Origin of the sequence: Psychrobacter sp. (assembly GCF_030454045.1) — a bacterium.
Taxonomy (GTDB): domain Bacteria; phylum Pseudomonadota; class Gammaproteobacteria; order Pseudomonadales; family Moraxellaceae; genus Psychrobacter.
Map to the genome: position 1 here is coordinate 1 of NZ_JAKDJE010000059.1, position 18,004 is coordinate 18,004.

The 18,004-nt window shown below is 45.2% G+C and carries 13 protein-coding genes; 2 read left to right on the forward strand and 11 right to left on the reverse strand.

Annotation, left to right across the window (positions count from 1 at the left end; genetic code table 11):
- Positions 1-109: 109 nt before the first annotated feature.
- Positions 110-1,159, reverse strand: coding sequence for a serine/threonine-protein kinase (locus tag L0G63_RS10420; protein ID WP_301450590.1), 1,050 nt, complete (start codon positions 1,157-1,159; stop codon positions 110-112).
- Positions 1,160-1,222: 63 nt separating this feature from the next.
- Between L0G63_RS10420 and L0G63_RS10425 the strand changes: the two genes are divergently transcribed.
- Positions 1,223-2,167, forward strand: coding sequence for an ATP-binding protein (locus L0G63_RS10425; protein ID WP_301450591.1), 945 nt, complete (start codon positions 1,223-1,225; stop codon positions 2,165-2,167).
- Positions 2,168-2,209: 42 nt separating this feature from the next.
- Here the strand turns inward: L0G63_RS10425 and L0G63_RS10430 are convergent, their stop codons facing one another.
- The 7 genes from L0G63_RS10430 to L0G63_RS10460 form a co-directional block, all read right to left on the reverse strand.
- Complete coding sequence (locus tag L0G63_RS10430; protein ID WP_301450592.1) at positions 2,210-3,349, reverse strand: ribonuclease Z; 1,140 nt, start codon at positions 3,347-3,349, stop codon at positions 2,210-2,212.
- Between the two features lie 32 nt (positions 3,350-3,381).
- Complete coding sequence (locus L0G63_RS10435) at positions 3,382-3,687, reverse strand: hypothetical protein (RefSeq protein WP_301450593.1); 306 nt, start codon at positions 3,685-3,687, stop codon at positions 3,382-3,384.
- A 69-nt stretch (positions 3,688-3,756) separates the two neighbouring features.
- Positions 3,757-4,425 (reverse strand): glutathione S-transferase, encoded by a 669-nt coding sequence (locus tag L0G63_RS10440; RefSeq protein WP_301450594.1) that lies wholly within the window; start codon positions 4,423-4,425, stop codon positions 3,757-3,759.
- A 201-nt stretch (positions 4,426-4,626) separates the two neighbouring features.
- The gene (rarD, locus tag L0G63_RS10445; protein WP_301450595.1) at positions 4,627-5,697 is read right to left on the reverse strand and encodes an EamA family transporter RarD; all 1,071 of its coding nucleotides are present in this window, start codon (positions 5,695-5,697) and stop codon (positions 4,627-4,629) included.
- A gap of 237 nt (positions 5,698-5,934) precedes the next feature.
- Positions 5,935-7,005: an EamA family transporter RarD gene (rarD, locus tag L0G63_RS10450; protein ID WP_301450596.1), complete on the reverse strand. Its 1,071-nt coding sequence runs from the start codon at positions 7,003-7,005 to the stop codon at positions 5,935-5,937.
- 141 nt (positions 7,006-7,146) lie between these two features.
- Positions 7,147-9,888, reverse strand: coding sequence for a DNA gyrase subunit A (gene gyrA / locus L0G63_RS10455; RefSeq protein WP_301450597.1), 2,742 nt, complete (start codon positions 9,886-9,888; stop codon positions 7,147-7,149).
- 552 nt (positions 9,889-10,440) lie between these two features.
- Positions 10,441-12,156, reverse strand: coding sequence for a S9 family peptidase (locus L0G63_RS10460; RefSeq protein WP_301450598.1), 1,716 nt, complete (start codon positions 12,154-12,156; stop codon positions 10,441-10,443).
- A gap of 308 nt (positions 12,157-12,464) precedes the next feature.
- Here L0G63_RS10460 and L0G63_RS10465 point away from each other — a divergent pair, with 308 nt between their 5' ends.
- Positions 12,465-13,340: a methyltransferase domain-containing protein gene (locus L0G63_RS10465; RefSeq protein WP_301450599.1), complete on the forward strand. Its 876-nt coding sequence runs from the start codon at positions 12,465-12,467 to the stop codon at positions 13,338-13,340.
- A gap of 33 nt (positions 13,341-13,373) precedes the next feature.
- Here the strand turns inward: L0G63_RS10465 and L0G63_RS10470 are convergent, their stop codons facing one another.
- The 3 genes from L0G63_RS10470 to L0G63_RS10480 all read right to left on the reverse strand — a co-directional run bounded on the left by L0G63_RS10470 (position 13,374) and on the right by L0G63_RS10480 (position 17,779).
- Complete coding sequence (locus L0G63_RS10470) at positions 13,374-14,699, reverse strand: ABC transporter ATP-binding protein (RefSeq protein WP_301450600.1); 1,326 nt, start codon at positions 14,697-14,699, stop codon at positions 13,374-13,376.
- A gap of 114 nt (positions 14,700-14,813) precedes the next feature.
- Positions 14,814-16,490, reverse strand: a complete 1,677-nt coding sequence (locus L0G63_RS10475; RefSeq protein WP_301450601.1) for an iron ABC transporter permease — start codon at positions 16,488-16,490, stop codon at positions 14,814-14,816.
- A gap of 161 nt (positions 16,491-16,651) precedes the next feature.
- Positions 16,652-17,779 carry an extracellular solute-binding protein gene (locus tag L0G63_RS10480; RefSeq protein ID WP_301450602.1) on the reverse strand — a complete coding sequence of 376 codons (1,128 nt, stop codon included), beginning with the start codon at positions 17,777-17,779 and terminating at the stop codon, positions 16,652-16,654.
- Positions 17,780-18,004 lie beyond the last annotated feature (225 nt).

Here is an 18,004-nt window from a genome sequence, read left to right on the forward strand (position 1 = left end):
AGAGTTCGAGTCTCTCCAGCCCCACCATTTTCGGTTAGTACATCTTAGACCAAATATCAAAGCCTGCTTTTTAGCAGGTTTTTTTGTGCCTATTATTTGGCGTTTTTAGTCATAGCTTCCCTAACTCCTCTAATATAATCTCCATACTCTGATACCTTTTCTCTACTCGCTTCGCCAATACATTATCTACGATGCTTTGATAATGACTATATTTTAACGGCAATCTCGGTATAGGCTGCTGGCAGTGCTGAATGGCCCAATCTGTCATAGACTGATGACTTTGAGGGTCTATATTAAATGCTCGCTTGCCCGCCAAAACCTCATACATCATAATGCCAAACGCATAGATATCACTTTGTATCGTTGCTCTTTGTCCTTGCCAACGCTCAGGTGCCAAATATGCTGGTGTTCCGCCAGAAAAATTTATTGCGTTTGGTCGATCATTTCTTTGGGCTAATGCAAAATCTGTCAATAGTAAGTCAGGCACTATACAATCACTATCAGCGTGACTTGTTAGATTATCACTGAGCAAAATATTACTGGGTTTAATATCATTATGAAGCCAGCCAGCGTTGTGTAGGTTGCAGACTAAATGAGCAGACTCTTTGATCAAATCATGTTTTTGCTTGTCTGTTAATGACGTATGGTGATTCAACAGCTTGGCTAAGCTGCCGCTTTCATAATAAGGCATGACCAATACCGTTAACTGCTGTTTCTGTTCTAATGTGTCGACCTCTACATTGTGATAGGCCAATAGAGGTGGCGTAATAGAGCTAACTTGGGTTTTCTGCGAAGTATATAACGCTTGCAACACGCTTATTTCATGAGTTAAATCTGAGACACTTTGGCACCTATCGGACGTGGCGCGCAGCTCCCATTTAATTATCACGCTACCATACTCTACATGGCGTGCACGCGTTATACCTTGATAGCAGCTTTGCTTGCTGCGTTGTTTGGTAGTTTGCGTTTTGCTCTCTTGGGTTTGCTCTATGCTTCCCTCTCTGAGTTGTTGACTGATACGCTGATGCACTATTTGGGTATATTGTAACTCTGACAATACTTGGGTAATGACTGGCAATAGTTGTCCAGATTGCGCTTGCAAGGCTTGTTTAATAGGCAAATTACTGGCACTATTTTTCACAGTATTATCTCTCATCATATTATAGAGTCGCAATCGCGCACTATCGTTTTACCCAACCGCCACTTTACCGCTAGAGTCATTATGTCACAGTCTAACAATTACGCCCTGCCCGCGCCTTTATTAGCATTGCTTAGCCAGTATCTGCAAGAACACGTCACACCAACCGTTGAGATTGACCCAAGCCAGCTTGCGTATCGCTGGGTCGGTGGACGTACTGGTCACCTGCAGCCTTTATCGGTCAATCTATTTTTGAGCTTGGATGATTTGCACGGTATTGATACGCAAAAATCCAAACTGGTACAAAACACCCGCCAGTTTCTCAAAGGCTACCCTGCCAATCACGTCCTGATGACCGGCACACGCGGAGCCGGTAAATCCTCACTGATCCGCGCCCTACTGCAAGCCTATCATAAGGAAGGCTTACGGATTATTGAGATTGCGCGTGATGATCTACAGATGCTAGACAAGATTCGTACAGCGATCAATGAACTACCAGTTGACTGCACTTGTCGCTATATCGTTTACTGTGATGACTTGGCCTTTAATGGTCAAGATGAGAGTTATCGCACCCTAAAAAGTGTGCTTGATGGCGCGCTAGATTCTGAGCAAGACAAGCTACTGGTCTATGCCACCAGTAATCGCCGTCGCTTGCTACCACAAATGATGAAAGACAATCTGGATATCTATAATGGGCAGACAGATGAGGTCAATCCCTACGAGACCATTGATGAGACCGTGTCACTATCGGATCGATTTGGCTTGTCCTTGAGCTTTCATCCCATGGATCAGCAGACATACTTACAGATTGTCCAGCATTATATAGCTTTAGAACTACAAAGAATGTCAGCACATACTGATCATGATATGGAAGTTAATGCAGAAGATGGAAGCTTATCCAATAAGATAAGAATAGATGCCTTACGCTGGGCTTCTGAACGCGGCGGACGCTCAGGACGAGTCGCTTATCAGTTCAGTCGTTATTGGAGTGGCAAAACACAATTGGCTATTGAAGACCGTAAATCATAGCTGCTAAGCCATATCTTTGAAACTATCTCTTTACAGTCACGCCTAATTGCTGCGTGCAGAGCCTACATACTGCACGCGACTCTCCTTTTGACTGTCCTCTTGGTCATCGACCAAATCAATATCCCCATTGACGGTATATTGAGCAAAATCTGCTGCCAGCCATAGATTGCCGTTATAGACACTTTGCGCATCTAAGCGGATATATGCCATGTTTGGTGTTTCACTATCTGAATTGTCAAAGCTCTGATAACGAGCGCTAAAGTGAGTCAAAATGATGTTTTTCAGGTTCATCTTTTGCGCGAAAGTACCCACTATATGCGCGCTACTATGCATGGGGTCAAAGTCAGGGTTGCGGGCTTGAATGGCCATCATGACCTCATGCGTATAAGTGGCCTCATGCACCAATAAATCAGTATCAGCAACTGCTTCACTCAAACACTCTGGCGTGTCATTATCCCCTGCCACCACTACTTTTGTCCGCTGCATTTTATTATTGGCATAGTCTGCTGAATGTAAGTGCTGACCATCCTCAGTGATGACATTTTCGCCTTGTTGCAGCTTGCCCCAAAGCGCGCTTGCTGGGATACCATCCGCTATGAGTTTACCTGTATTGAGCGTGCGACGATTGATCGTCTGCGTGATACCAAACCCGTAAGACGGCACGCGATGCGATAATGGATAAACCTCTATCATGAGCTGATGTTGATTACCCAAGTCGATTTTTAATTTGCCCTTATCATCTTCTTGTGACAACAGATTTTCTATCGACACAAAGTTGAGGGTAAATGGTAGATATAATTCAGTATGTAGGATAAAGGCATCAAGCAGCGACGAGATGGCTTTTGGTGCAATGATCGTCAGTGGCTCACGGCGACCTGACATCGCGGCACTCGCCAGCAGCCCTGGCAGGCCATAACAGTGGTCGCCATGGACGTGCGTAATACAAATAGCCGTCAATTGACGTAAGGAGAGCTTGGTATGCAGTAATTGCTGCTGTGTGCCTTCGCCACAATCGATGAGTAGCCACGGGCGCGACTTTTTATTTTGACTGTTGCTATGCGGCTGGTTGCCTTTTGATAAACCAGACGCGTTAGGATTTAAGCACTCGATTGCCAATGCCGTTACATTACGCTGCTTAGTTGGCACGCCTGCGGAGGTACCCAAAAATGTTAATTTCAGCATAGGTCATGTCTTTTATTTATTAGAGGCACGGGTTAGGACCGTTGGCATATCATGGTTTTTTGACCGTCAACCATTTGCCCACCATTGGCTGTACATTCACTGACCATGTTGGACTCATAAGATTTCCAGCCACCATAGAAGCTGGCTGCACACAAAATCACCACCAGCAGCTTCTGTGACCAAGATTTGATAGATACTTGCTGGTTATCAACCAGTTGCCTATTTTGCAAGTTCTGATCTAGCGACTGCTTAGCATCTGTGTCTTTCTTTGTTTTTGCATGATGCGATGTATTCAAGTCTGTCATTGTGTTATCCCAAAAAAGGCTTTGTTTATCCATAAACAAAACCTTTTATTTGCATCTTCTCTCAAGCGGTGAGAGGCGCTTAAACATTTATACTCATCTCTATTAAAACTGCGGCGTGCCACCTTTTGCCTCAGCACGTTTGAAAGCGGGACGCTCTTGACAACGCTTGAGCCAATTTAATAGATTGGCATATCTGACTTTGTCCATGCCTGCACGCGCATTAGAGGCGGCAACTACGATATACATTTGAATATCAGCGGCACTAAACGTCTCCCCTGCGAACCAGTGACTGTCTTGGAGCTGCTGCTCCATCAGATTTAGGTTGTTGATAATATTATTATTGATCATACCATCTTCAACTTGTTTGCGAATACCTTTACTGATCGGTTTAATCAGCATGGGCGAGCGCTCAACCACTTTACTAAACACCAGACGCATGACTAGTTGGGGCATCGCCGTGGCTTCGGCAAAATGCAACCAAAAGGTATAAGCTTCCCATGCCGCCTCATTATCATCAGTAGGCTTAAATTGATGCTCTTTGTCATAGTGTCTAAGCAGGTATTCAATGATAAAACCTGACTCAGCCAAAGCGCGATCACCCACTTCAAGCACCGGCGTGTGTCCCAACGGATGCACTTTTTTTAAGCTCTCAGGTGCAAGATAGGCTTTCGTACGCTCGTAAGTGGTCAGCTCATAATCTAGCTCCAACTCTTCTAGTAGCCACAAAATACGAAACGAGCGCGAATTGTTTAAATGATGCAGAGTTAACATAAACCGTCCTAGTGATATATTGTTTGAATCAATGATAATCTCTTTTGGATATAGTGCTCGCTTTTGCTCAAGCGCGACACCACTGCTCTTGATAATAGCGTAATTTATGCCCCTTTGACACTGCAAGTTTATAGGACAATGACCAAAATACTGCCTTGTAAGTCAGGTTTATGTAAACCTAGGAGGCACCAGTTTTAGTCACTATTCCACAGACAGTGCCTCAATCTTGCGCGTCATTTTGTCTATCTTTTGCTGATATTTTTTGATTTGACGGAAACGGTGCGCAATTAGCACGCCCTTAATACGGCGGTTTTTTAGGCGACGGCGTGGCGGAAAACTGCCCACTTGTGGCTCATTGTAGCCATGTAAACGGTTCTCACGTTTGCGCGCCAGATAGCCAAGGGCACTATCAGCAATCATGATGAGCAATGCGATAAAAATCATGCTATACATCAGCATAGAGCCGCCTTCATGTAAGTTACGATCCAAAATAGCGATCGAAAATATGAATAAAAATACTGGCTCAAGATAACACAAAGTCCCAAACAACGAGACAGGCAGCTTTTGACTGGCGACCATAGTTAACGACATCGCAGCAGTGCTTATGATGCCCAACAACGGCAACAGATACCAAAGCTTATGACTAGAAATCGCAAGCTCAAAACCACCGTTCAGATACAGTGCAACCAATACCACAGGCAACAACAATACAAGATCGGCAATCAAACCGGTAATAGGCGGTACGGCCAACTTGCGACGTAGCAAATAATATGGCGGATAACCCAAGCACACAAACAAAGTCTCCCAAGAGATCGCACCATATTCAAAGATATCATAGGCAATACCGAGACCTGCGCATATAATCGCAGCCCACTGTAGCAAGCTCATGTCTTCATTATAAAAAAAGCGACCGACCACGATCATGATCATCGGATATAAGAAGTAGCCCAACGTCACTTCAAGCCCCAAGCCATTGACTGGTGCCCACATAAACATCCAAATTTGCGCCCCCAAAATCGGAGTGGGTAGTATGAATAAAAACCACTCTTTGGCGTTTTTTAGTGTTTTTAGATAATCAAAAATATGCTGCCACTGTTTTAGCACACTCACCAGCAGCACCAGACTAAAAAACATCGTGAGCACCCGCCACGAAGCCACTTGTGTTCCTGATAGCGGTTGCAGCAGCAAGCCAAATAGGAACAGCAATGAGTATAAAAAGTTTGCAGCCACAGCCGTGATCGCACCCTGAGAAGTTTGGTTAGTAGTTAACATCACAACAGCCTTTAGAGATTGGGGCACATCCTTTGCAATTTAAAAAAAACAAAAGCCTCAGACGACAACGTCTGAGGCTTTTGTATATAGGGTGGTCGCGCAATCTAAGATAAACGCTATTAATGTATCCTGCTACATTATGGGCGGCATTATGTCAAAGTCAGAATAGATAAGCAATACCAGTGTGCATCTAGTGCATTAATTTCTACATCCAGTAAATTTAATGTATATAAGTGCTTATTTTGCATCAAGTTGTTCGAGTTTTTGCTGTATCTTATCCATCTTCTTTTGATAGCGACGGATTTTGCGAAAGCGATGCGCTTTTAGCACACCATCGATACGCTGGTTGATAAAATGACGACGCGGCGGAAAGCCGCCAATTTGAAGCTCTCTATATCCATGCAAGCGGTCATTACGCTGACGAACGAGATAGCCTATCGCACTATCGATTATCATGACTACTAGAGCAAGTGTAATCATACCGTACATAAAGAGCGAGCCACCTTCATCAAGACTTTGACTCAGAACAGTAATGGACAACACAAATAACAGTAGCGGCTCTATGTAGCTCAGCGCCCCAAATAGCGAGACCGGCAACTTGCTACTCGCAATCATCGTCAGCGACATGGCAAGCGCACTAAATACACCCAGCAATGGCAGTAGGTACCAAAACTTCATATTTTGTGCCGCCACACTAAAACCACCAGTGAGATAAAGCATGATCAGTACCACTGGCGTCAGCAGTGTCAAATCAAACAACAAGCCAGTAATGGGCGGTACAGCAAGCGTGCGGCGCAATAGATAATAAGGCGGATAGCCCAAACATACAAATAGCGTCACCCAAGACACCGAACCATATTGAAAAATGTCGTAGCCAATACCGAGCGCTGCCAGTATCGCTGCCGTATACTGCAAGACACTCATATCCTCACGGTAAAAAAACCGACCAAGCACAATCATCACAAGTGGCAATAAAAAATAGCCCAAGGTGACATCTAGACCAAACCCATTCACGGGTGCCCACATAAACAACCAAATCTGGCCGCCTAAGATCGGTGCTGGCAATATAAATATGAGCCATTCTTTTAAGGTCTTAAGCGTCTTTATATAATCAAAGACATGCTGCCATTGCTTGGTTAAACTGAGCAAGATGACCAAACTTAACAACATCATCAGCACGCGCCATGAGGCTACCTGTGTCCCCGTTAAGGGCAGCATAAATAGCCCAAACAAAAACATCATCGAGAATAAAAAGCTCGACGATATCGCTGCGATAGTTCCCTGAAAAGTTTGATTGGTCGTAAGCATAACAACAGCCTTGAAAGTAAAATCCTATGTACATTATTAAGAAAAAGTGAATGAAAAATAAAAGCCTCCGACGATAACGTCAGAGGCTTTTTTCTAGAATAAAGAGGAAAAACTAGACTAAAAAGCTAACTACTCAAATGGTTACTCATCATTATCTGCGGGATCGTTATCCAGCGTATGATCGTTAGCGATATCGATAGCGTCATTGACATCGCTTAAAGCGGCACTGTCAGTTGCTGAATCAATATCTATCTGCTCTTGGCCGTCTACGGAGAAAATCCCCTCTTCTTTCATCGCATCGACTAGCTCATCATCGCTTTCTTCATGTTCAACACGCGCCATAGCAACCAACTTTTCATCTTTTGGCAGACGAATGAGCGTGACACCTTGGGTGTTACGGCCAGAGCTAGCAACGTGCTCAACAGGTGTGCGTACCAATGTTCCTTTGTCAGATATTAAGATAATATCATCTTCAGGCTCAACTTTGGTGGCACGAACGAGCTCACCATTACGCGCACTGGTCTTAATGGCGATGACACCGCCGCCGCCGCGATTTTGCGTATTGAACTCATCGATAAAGGTGCGTTTACCAAAACCATTTTCACAAGCAATTAAGATCTCACGCACATCATCTTCGATAACGACCAATGACTTGATAAATTCATCAGTAGCCAAACGCATACCGCGGACGCCTTTCGCTGTACGGCCCATAGAGCGTGCATCGTTTTCATCAAAACGAATCGCTTTACCACTTGAGGCAAATAGCATCACTTCTTGATTGCCGTTGGTAATACGAGCGCTGACCAATTTGTCACCCTCTTCTAAACCCACTGCAATTAGGCCGTTTGAGCGAATGCTGGCGAACTGTTCCAGCTCAACACGCTTGACTGTACCATTGGCGGTTGCAAAGAAGACAAAGCGGCCGCTAACTTCCTCAGACATTTGCGGAATCGGTAGTATCGTGGTTACTGTCTCATCGCTGTTCAGGCCAATCAAATTGACCAGTGGACGACCACGAGCACCGCGGCTGGCAATCGGCACTTCAAACCCACGTAAGCTAAAGACGCGGCCACTGTCAGTGAAGCACAATACCGTAGAGTGCGTTGAGGTCACGACCAGATGATCAATCACATCATCTTCTTTCATTGCCGTTGCAGACTTACCTTTGCCGCCACGTTTTTGTGCGACGTAGTCATCAATTGGCTGAGTTTTTGCGTAACCAGTACGTGAGACGGTCATCACAACGGTTTGCTCAGGAATCAGGTCTTCACGGCTGAAGTCCATGCGTGAGTCGATGATATCAGTACGGCGCTCATCACCAAAATTATCACGAATCTCAATCATCTCATTAGAGATAATGCTCATAAGCTTATCAAAATCACCAAGAATAGACTCTAAATGAGTGATTTCACGTAGTAAGTCTTGGTATTCCTCGGTCAATTTATCTTGCTCAAGGCCCGTTAGGCGATGCAATTGCATATCTAAAATCGCATTGACCTGCTCAAGGGATAAACGATAGCGCTCCTGTCCTTCGATCAGACCAAACGGCGCTTTAGGATCTTCACCTTCGATAAATTCAGGACGTACAGACTGACTGCCAGCAGCAGTCAACATCGCAACGACACTGCCTGAACCCCAGGTATTATTCAATAAGCTTTCGCGGGCGAGTCCACGGTTTGCAGACGCTTTAATCGTCGCAATAATGTCATCGATATTCGCCAGTGCCACTGTCAGGCCTTCGAGCAGGTGACCACGGACGCGCGCTTTGTTCAATTCATAAATCGTACGGCGTGTCACGACTTCTTGACGATGGCGCACAAATGCAGCGATAAGCTGACGCAAGGTCAATAGTTTGGGCTGGCCATTGTCTAGCGCGACCATATTAATGCTAAAGCTAGACTCAAGCGGCGTCTGCAAGAACAAGTTATTAACGATAACTTCCGCTGTCTCACCGCGGCGCAGATCGATCGCGATACGCATGCCGTCTTTGTCAGACTCATCACGAATCTCGCTGATGCCCTCGATTTTTTTATCACGAACAAGCTCTGCGATACGCTCAATCAATTTGGCTTTATTCGCCTGATAAGGCACTTCGGTGAATACGATACGCTCGCGATCGCGGTTGACGCCAGTATTGCTCATCGGCTCGATATGATAGCGACCACGGATATGCAAGCGACCTTTACCCGTGCGATAAGCATCTAAAATGCCTGCGCGACCATAGATAATACCGCCCGTAGGAAAGTCAGGGCCTGAGATGTGTGACATTAACTCTTCGGCTGAGACTTGTGGGTTCTCTGCATAAGCCAAGCAAGCGTTGATGACTTCGGTGAGGTTGTGCGGTGCCATATTGGTCGCCATGCCGACAGCAATACCCGTCGCGCCATTGACCAATAAGTTAGGAATACGCGCTGGCATTACGCTTGGCATGCGCTCAGAGCCGTCGTAGTTGTCTTCCCAATCGACCGTATCTTTGTCCAAATCTGCCAGCATCTGATGAGTCAGCTTGGTCATACGTACTTCGGTATAACGCATGGCAGCCGGAGGATCATCATCGATCGAACCAAAGTTACCCTGACCATCAACCATTGGGTAGCGCAAGCTAAAATCCTGCGCCATACGTACGATAGCATCGTATACTGCACTATCACCATGTGGGTGATACTTACCAATGACATCACCGACCACACGGGCAGACTTTTTGTACGGCTTATTATAATCATTAGACAACACGTGCATGGCGTACATCACACGGCGGTGTACAGGCTTGAACCCATCACGCACATCAGGCAGCGCACGTGAGACAATCACGCTCATCGCATAATCCAGATAGGATTGCTTTAATTCATCTACGATGCCAATAGGACTGACCGATTCGCTCATATACACTCCTTCACTCACACTCTTTTCTGACCTTGTCTTGCTTGCGGTATCTTGGATCATATAAAAAAACGGCATGACCAATAGGCAACCGTGCTCAAAATATAAGACACAAAAAAGCACCGCTAAGCGTGCAAAACAATAGGAAAATAGTGATACAGTTTTTGTTAAAAACAATGTTTAATAAAAGAAGCTATTTTAGCACAAATTTGCTGATTTAGGGGGTTCTGGCTGCCATTAAAACCAAGCCAAGCGGTTCATTCGTGGTGATTTTTTGAATGGTTAATCTATGCTAAAAAAATTATCATAATCGGGGTGTTTCAATTGCCTCATTTTGGTATTTTTATGAGTAAATTCGCCCAAGTCTGCATGACAATATCGTTCATTTATGGACGCTAAGCGAGATGTGTTTTCGTGGTTTATTATCTGAGATGAGTACAGACCATTGATACTATTTGCGCCGTCTCAGTATATGGCGCTGCACAAAAAAACTGCATCCATTGAATGCAGTTTTTAATGATTTATTGACGGCTTTTAGATTAGCGCTTGTTTATATTACGTTGGGTTAACACTTGAATTAAAATTTTGCTCAAAGAATTCGCGGGTCGCTTGAGTACAAGCACTGCTGACCAGACCACCGTGATAGCTTGACAATATAGCCGCACCTGCCGCTTGTGCTAATGCTGTTGGATCTGTTACGCCCGCAGCCTGCGCATTCGCAATTGCATTATTTTGAACAGCTGTCAATGTGGTAGAGAATCTGTCTTGAACGTCATCGATAACGGTTGTTGACATCCATGGGTTGCTCATAGCACTATCACCAATCGGAGTCACTTCGCCTCGGTTGTTTCTAACATCGACATTTAGAACCGTCACATTAAGGTTGGCGTTTGGCGCTGCACTTGCCTGCTGTAATATCGCCGCCATCGAACCCGTATTTAGATCATAAAATACCGTTGGGTCTTGGTTACCACCACACAATAGTGTCGGCATGTTTGGTACATAATCACGTAAGTCGTTATCTTTAAGTGCTTTACGCATGCTATTTTGTGGGTTTTGGGCGGGCAATGCACCTGTGCCTGCTATTAACTGGTCTTGGTTTTGTAAGGCATCAGCGACATAAGCGGCACGGAAATCTGTTTTGATCAGATAGTTATCGTCAGCAAACCCTAAGAACGCAAAAGGTAGGTCACTGTCTGGGAGTTGATTGATCAAAGGATTATCGGTCGGCTTTGCTTCAAAGAGTGCATTGTCAGGCAATTTATTGGCAGCAACCAATTCCTCAAAACTCAACAGACTTGGCAGTTGCGTGTTGGCATAATCTGCGGTAAAGATGTCAGTCGGGTTACTATAAATGTTGCCGTACTTTTTTTGCATGCCATCTGCCAATAGCGGCGCAAAACGGGTCGCGCCAATATTTACATTACCAGCAAAAATCGCATCACCAAATGCAGCTAGCGCATAAGGGCCTGACGAAGGTGCAATGGCAGTTACTGATTTACCTTCTTGCTCTAGCTTACGTGCCGTTGCCATGGCGACATGGCCGCCTTGTGAGTAGCCGCTAATGAACAGCTTACCTGAGTCATCAATGCTGACATAGTCACTGTCATTGGCACGTTTTTGTCTAGCGATGATTTCGCGTGCGCTGTCTAATGCATCAGCCATATCAGTGGCTTGCTGTTCTGCGACAAGATACGGATGGTAGTCAAGCTCTGAGTCATCATAACCTGCATAGTTTGGTGCCACTACGATATAGCCTTGTGCTGCAAAGTTTGCGGCGATCAAATTGGCTTCGGCTGATCCTGAATTTAAAGCATTGCCTACTTGACTAAAATCATAGTCGCGATCGGTGGTCGTGCCATGCGCATAGAGCAAAATGGGTCGATCACCTTGACAGTCAGCACTATCACCACTTGGTAGCATCAGCGCTGCGGTCGTATTGGTACGCTCGCCTGCCGCGCCTACCGTCGAATAGCTGACTTTTTCGATATTGATATCACATTTGGCATCAGGCGTGGCGGTACCATTTAAGCCAAACTGGCTGTCTATTTGCGCGGCATTAAATGAGCTGATACTCTCAACTGACGTATCATTACGAACGATGATATCGTTGTCATCGTCGCCGCACCCAACCAGCAATAAGCTACTGGCAATAGCAACTGACAGTAGGCAGCGTGACATCGTGGGTCTATGATTGGTGAGAGACACTGAATGAGAGGCGTCTGTAGATAACTTAGCGTTAGTACCTGTGGTAGAGGGAGATTTAATCATGATTGCTGTCCTTAGCAGTCGGGAATCAGACGTTGCTGAGACTCCTTGGCAGTATGTGCGTCCATTGTGATAGGTTTTTGTCATTTATGCTTATTAAGTAGCTCGGACAATATCCGCCAAACCACTATTGTTTCTTGAACCTTACTATTTATACCGCAAAATATTATGAAAAGCTACTCGAAAGCATGTACTTAATCGCGCTCTTTAAACGATGTAAAACTGCTTATCGCCATTAAACCAGTTCTAGCTTCGCTTTGCGCTTTATTGTACGATGTCCCAAAATACCATCTCAATACAGATAACCCTTTATGCAAACCTCCAATCAAAATATGTCATTGTCCGATAACCAATCAATAGATTCTGCGGTAAAACCTACAATACAAGAAGAGGCACGTACGGATCGTAGCTTCGATGCCATTGCCGATCATTTTGAAAAAAAAGTCTATGGCGGCTTAAAAGGAGAGATTAGACTGGCGGTATTACGCCGTGATATTTTTGAATATAGTACACAAATGAGTGAAGCGCTTGGACGACCGCTGCGTATCCTAGATGTGGGTGCAGGGCTGGCACAAATTGTCATAGAGCTTGCTGCTCAAGGTCATAGCGTCGTCATCAATGACATCTCAGCAAACATGCTTGATAAGGCAAAAGCGAGTGCAGAACAAATCGATCAAGCGCTGGATATCACATGGTACGTCTGTCCATACCAAGCGCTTGCAGAAAAATTGACTAAAGAAGTCGATAAATTTGATTTGATTATGTCGCATGCCTTGCTTGAATGGTTGGCAGAGCCTGCTGCCGTTATGGATTTCTTCGATCAGCATTTGACAGATAATGGCGCGCTGTCTTTGTGCTTTTATAATCCCGCAAGCTTTGATTATCGCAATCTCATCATGGGCAATTTTAACTTACTTGATAATACGGACTATAAGGCAGACAACAAAAAAAGTCTGACACCCAATCATCCGGTTGCCAAAGAAGAGGTTGCGTCTTGGCTAAAAGCGCATGATTATCAGACGGTACGCAGCAGTGGCTTACGGGTATTTCATGACTATGCACCGCTCAAGCGTGGCGGCCATAACGACCCAGAGGCGGTGATAAAAATGGAGCTGCGCTACTCACAATTGGAGCCATACAAATGGCTTGGACGGTATTTACATATTTTGGCAGCTAAGCACGTTTAACCAACATCTGATAACGCCAGTTGTTAACACGGGTTAAACACCCTCATCAACTTTTAGTGATCGGTCGTATTCTGACCAAGTGGTGGCATTGACCTCTTTTTCGTCAAACACAACCACATGCTCTAACAACGGCAAGATACCAATATGTGAGCCGATTGCATGATTGTGATGGCTTGCGACTAATGATAAGACAGTCTGTCCATCATCCAATTGCAATCGATATAAATAATTGGCACCGCGGAACACTCGCCCAATCACCAAAGCTGTCTGCGTACTATCATCATCATGAATGATATCATCAGGGCGTACGAGTACCTTGATTGGTGTACCATTTGGGTAATCGTATTCGCAGTACTGCGGTTGTCCTGATTCATCATAGACTTCCATGCGGCGATAGATATTGCCAAGCGCCGTCTCCACACGACCTTCTTTGATGATACCGTCTATCATCGCGCCTTCGCCGACGAACTCAGCGACAAAAGGACTGACAGGCTCATGATACAGCTCGCTTGGTGTTGCCCACTGTACCAATCTGCCCTTATCCATTACCCCGACTTTATCTGCTAACGCAAACGCTTCGTTTTGGTCATGAGTGACCAAGATTGCAGTAGTATTGGTACGTTTGAGAATATCACGGACATTCATTGCTAGAGATTCGCGCAATACCACGTCCAGATTAGAAAATGGCTCATCAAGTAGTAGTAATTTAGGCTTCGGTGCAAGCGCCCTTGCAAGCGCCACACGCTGCTGCTGACCACCGGACAGCTCATTTGGGCGTTTGTCCGCATGCTCCGTCAGTTCGACTAGGCTTAGCATCTCAGCCACACGAGCTTTTTTGTCAGCAGCTGACCATTTATTGAGGCCAAAGGCAATGTTTTTTGCCACGCTCAAATGACCAAAAAGCGCATAATCTTGAAACACCATCCCCATGCCGCGCTTGGCTGGTGCCACGGCAAAAGAGTGCCGAGCTGTTTTTTCCGTTAGACGTTGATTGTTTAAATGGATAGTACCGCCGCGGCTTTGCTCCAATCCTGCAATCGCTCGCAATGCCGTGGTCTTGCCGCAGCCACTATAACCCAAAAAACAGCCAATCTCTCCTTGCTCTAATTCTAAAGACATGCCATTAACCACAATAGTATCGTCATAGCCGACAATTAGGTTTTGTACACTAAAATAAGGATTGCTCGCGATAGTGCTCTCAGTATCTTGGCGCGCAGTATCGGCTTGTTCTACAGGCTTGTTATGTTGAGATTGGGCTGTCCGAGTTTGCACGACTGGTGATTTTTTGACGGGAGTAATACGTGCTCCAGTCTTTACGGACTGAGCGTCTGATGAGTCGTTCATTGAATCAGTGTACATAGACAATCCCAGTTCGCTATTAGTAAATACAATTTTGGATAAAACAGTAAAAATTATAATATAAGTTAGGTCAAGCACCATTAAATATGGCACGTTTATAAGCAGCAATGGCGGTTAGCTTTGTTTGTCACTTTGACGCAATAGTATCCAAACAGGAAGTAAGCCAACCAATACAATCAATAGGCTCGGTAATGCCGCCCTCCCCCACATACCTTCGCTTGTCATTTCAAACACGCGTACCGCCAGCGTATCCCAGCCCTGCCGGCGTGTCATCAATGTGATCGGCATCTCTTTCATTACTTCAACAAACCCCATTAACAATGCCGTGAGCACCCCAGGACTGAGCACCGGTAGCATCACATGACGCCAACGCTGATAAGGACTGTCGCTAAGTAATTTTGCAGCAGCTTCTTGATTGACGGTCAATCGTTGCAACTGCCGATCCACTGGCTGAAAACTCACCGTCATAAAACGCGTCGACAATGCCAATAGCATAACGATCACACTGCCTGAGAGCACCTGCTGCGAGGTGATACCAAAAGCAATCATTTGATTGTCTAGCCACGCAATAGGAATAAAAATACCCACTGCCAATACCGTACCCGGCACAACGTAACCTAAATTAGCGAGCGTGGTCATTAGCTTGGTCGATTTATCAGGATATTGCCGCTTGATCCACGCAATAATCACTGCCAAAAAGGCAATAAAAACTGTGGTCATACTAGCAATCATAAGGCTGTTAGTCACAAAATCAATATAGCGCGCATCAAAATCTTGGCGAAAGTTTAACGCTGTCCAATAAATCAGCTGCAAAAAAGGTATTAGAAAAGCCAGCAAAAATACAAACGTACATAGCAAGCTCATCCCTATTTTGGCAGGAGTACTGGCGTCGAAACGCTGGTTGCTGCCTTGCGTAATCGAACTACCGCGCTTAGCTTGCCAGTATTGCTCAAACAGTACTACGATAAAGATCACACCGATGAGCAAGGCTGCTAGCTGTGCGGCAGTGGTCAAACTAAAAAAGCCAAACCACGCCTTATAAATAGCCGTGGTAAACGTATCGACATTGAATACCGAAACCGCGCCAAAATCTGCCAATGTTTCCATACTTGCTAGCAATAAGCCACCGATGATCCACGGTAGTGCTTGTGGTAATGCCAACCGGAAAAACACACGGCTACGGCTTAAACCCAACATCTGCCCTGCTTCAATCGCCCGCCGACCTTGCGACAAAAACGCCTGACGCGCCAGCAAATACACATAAGGATAAAATGCCAACGATAAAATTAAGCCAGCGCCCCATACATTGCGTATTGAAGGAATCGCTGTCGTGATACCAAAATCGCGCAGTCCTGTCTGTAACGGCCCACTAAAATCCACAATACCAATGGTGACAAATGCCAATACGTAAGCCGGTATGGCAAGCGGCAACATGAGCGCCCACGAAAAAAACCGCTGACCAGGGAAGCGGTACATGCTGGTTACCCAAGCGAGAACGGTACCGATAGTGCCCGATATAACCGTCACCATAAACAATAAAATCGCCGTATTTTTGAGCACTTGCGGCAGTACGTACTCTGCCATATGTGTCCAAATATCGGCGACTGGTTGCGTCCACGATAACAACACAATCAAAATCGGCACCAGCATAAACAACGAAATCAGCCCTAAGACTGATTTCGAGATAATACGTTTACGAAGGGCGTGGTCTTGACTGATCGTCTGAGTGTCATTATCACTGTCATTGACTGTATTGTTTTGACTAACAGACGCATCTGGCGTTGTGATCATAGTATCATTACCGTGTCATACTCACTCATCGAGACTTTTTAAGCGCCTACCAAACTCAAAACGGTCATTGTTTCATGACTAAACATTTCATCATCAGATTTTAGCAAACTATCTTTTAAAACGATGATGTTGAGCTTGGTATCTTGCTTGATGATAGTCTTTTATTTATAACCCGCTTTGTCCATCATTTGAATGGCTTGAGTTTGTAGCTCACCAAATTTCTGTACGTTGATATCGTCTTTTTTGAACTCGCCCCAAGATCTGAGCATTTCTGACTCATCCACCCCTTCTTTGACTGGGAATTCTTTGTCTGAGCTGGCATAAAGACCTTGCGCCTCATCAGATGACAACCACTCAATCAGTTTAAGTGTACCGTCTGGATTATCTGACCCTGTAACCACGCCCGCGCCTGAAACGTTTACATGTGTACCAGTGGTGCCTTGGTTTGCCCAGAATATTTTCACAGGGAAGTTTGGTTTTTCGTCTAATAGGCGGCCATAGTAATAACTGTTGGCGATACCGACTTCACACTGACCAGCAGCAATCGCCTCTAGCATGGCGGTATCATCACTGAACACGTCAGTGGCAAGATTATCAACCCAACCACGGATGACAGCTTCTGTTTTTTCTTCACCCAAATGCTCTATCATGCTGGCGACAAGCGACTGGTTGTATACCTTTTTAGAAGTACGCAAGCATAGTTTGCCTTTCCACTTTGGATCCGCCAAATCTGCATAAGTCGATAATTGATCGGCGATAACTTTGCTTGGGTCATAAAAAATAGTACGCGCGCGCAGTGATAGACCTGTCCATTGACCTTTTGGATCGCGATACTTTGCAGGGACATTGGCCTCTAGCACAGACGACGCTACTGGTTGTAGTAAACCCTGCTGAGCCGCTTGCCATAAGTTACCCGCATCCACCGTCAGTAGCATGTCAGCTGGAGTGTTTTGACCTTCCGCTTGCAAGCGCGCCATCAGTGGGCCAGTTTTGTCTGTGACAAGTTCAATCTTGACACCAGTCTGTTCAGTATAGCGGTCTAGCAACGGCTTAATCAGCTGCTCATTACGTGAAGAATAAATAGTAATGGTTTGACCATCTGCACTGGTCGCACCGTCTTCATTCGCGACTTGCTGCTCACTGCCAGCCGCTGTTGTCTCTGTCTCCGCGCTGTCTTCGGTGGTAGAAGAATTGCTACAGCCAACCATTCCCAACATCAGGCCAAATATGGCAGCAGATAATACAGGCTTGGTGGTGACTAGACTAGTGCGGATGGTGTTCAGTGGCATGGTTTTCCCCGTAGTAATGCGATAAAAAAGAGACGGCAAATAGTGAGATAAAATGGTCAAAACCCCTATTGTTGGGATTCGTTGGACCATAATTATGGAAACAACATACTAATAGAAATGAGATTAATTATCAATACATTTATCTAACCCAAGATGCTGAAATTATTTTCATATTAGGGCGTGTTGAACATTCGACCATGGCACTGACAGCGACTATTTTTTAGG

Excerpts from the sequence above, each read along its gene's own strand:
- L0G63_RS10420 (WP_301450590.1), bottom strand. The coding sequence starts at position 1,159 with ATGATGAGAGATAATACTGTGAAAAATAGTGCCAGTAATTTGCCTATT.
- L0G63_RS10425 (WP_301450591.1), top strand. The coding sequence starts at position 1,223 with ATGTCACAGTCTAACAATTACGCCCTGCCCGCGCCTTTATTAGCATTG.
- L0G63_RS10430 (WP_301450592.1), bottom strand. The coding sequence starts at position 3,349 with ATGCTGAAATTAACATTTTTGGGTACCTCCGCAGGCGTGCCAACTAAG.
- L0G63_RS10435 (WP_301450593.1), bottom strand. The coding sequence starts at position 3,687 with ATGGATAAACAAAGCCTTTTTTGGGATAACACAATGACAGACTTGAAT.
- L0G63_RS10440 (WP_301450594.1), bottom strand. The coding sequence starts at position 4,425 with ATGTTAACTCTGCATCATTTAAACAATTCGCGCTCGTTTCGTATTTTG.
- rarD (WP_301450595.1), bottom strand. The coding sequence starts at position 5,697 with ATGTTAACTACTAACCAAACTTCTCAGGGTGCGATCACGGCTGTGGCT.
- rarD (WP_301450596.1), bottom strand. The coding sequence starts at position 7,005 with ATGCTTACGACCAATCAAACTTTTCAGGGAACTATCGCAGCGATATCG.
- gyrA (WP_301450597.1), bottom strand. The coding sequence starts at position 9,888 with ATGAGCGAATCGGTCAGTCCTATTGGCATCGTAGATGAATTAAAGCAA.
- L0G63_RS10460 (WP_301450598.1), bottom strand. The coding sequence starts at position 12,156 with ATGATTAAATCTCCCTCTACCACAGGTACTAACGCTAAGTTATCTACA.
- L0G63_RS10465 (WP_301450599.1), top strand. The coding sequence starts at position 12,465 with ATGCAAACCTCCAATCAAAATATGTCATTGTCCGATAACCAATCAATA.
- L0G63_RS10470 (WP_301450600.1), bottom strand. The coding sequence starts at position 14,699 with ATGTACACTGATTCAATGAACGACTCATCAGACGCTCAGTCCGTAAAG.
- L0G63_RS10475 (WP_301450601.1), bottom strand. The coding sequence starts at position 16,490 with ATGATCACAACGCCAGATGCGTCTGTTAGTCAAAACAATACAGTCAAT.
- L0G63_RS10480 (WP_301450602.1), bottom strand. The coding sequence starts at position 17,779 with ATGCCACTGAACACCATCCGCACTAGTCTAGTCACCACCAAGCCTGTA.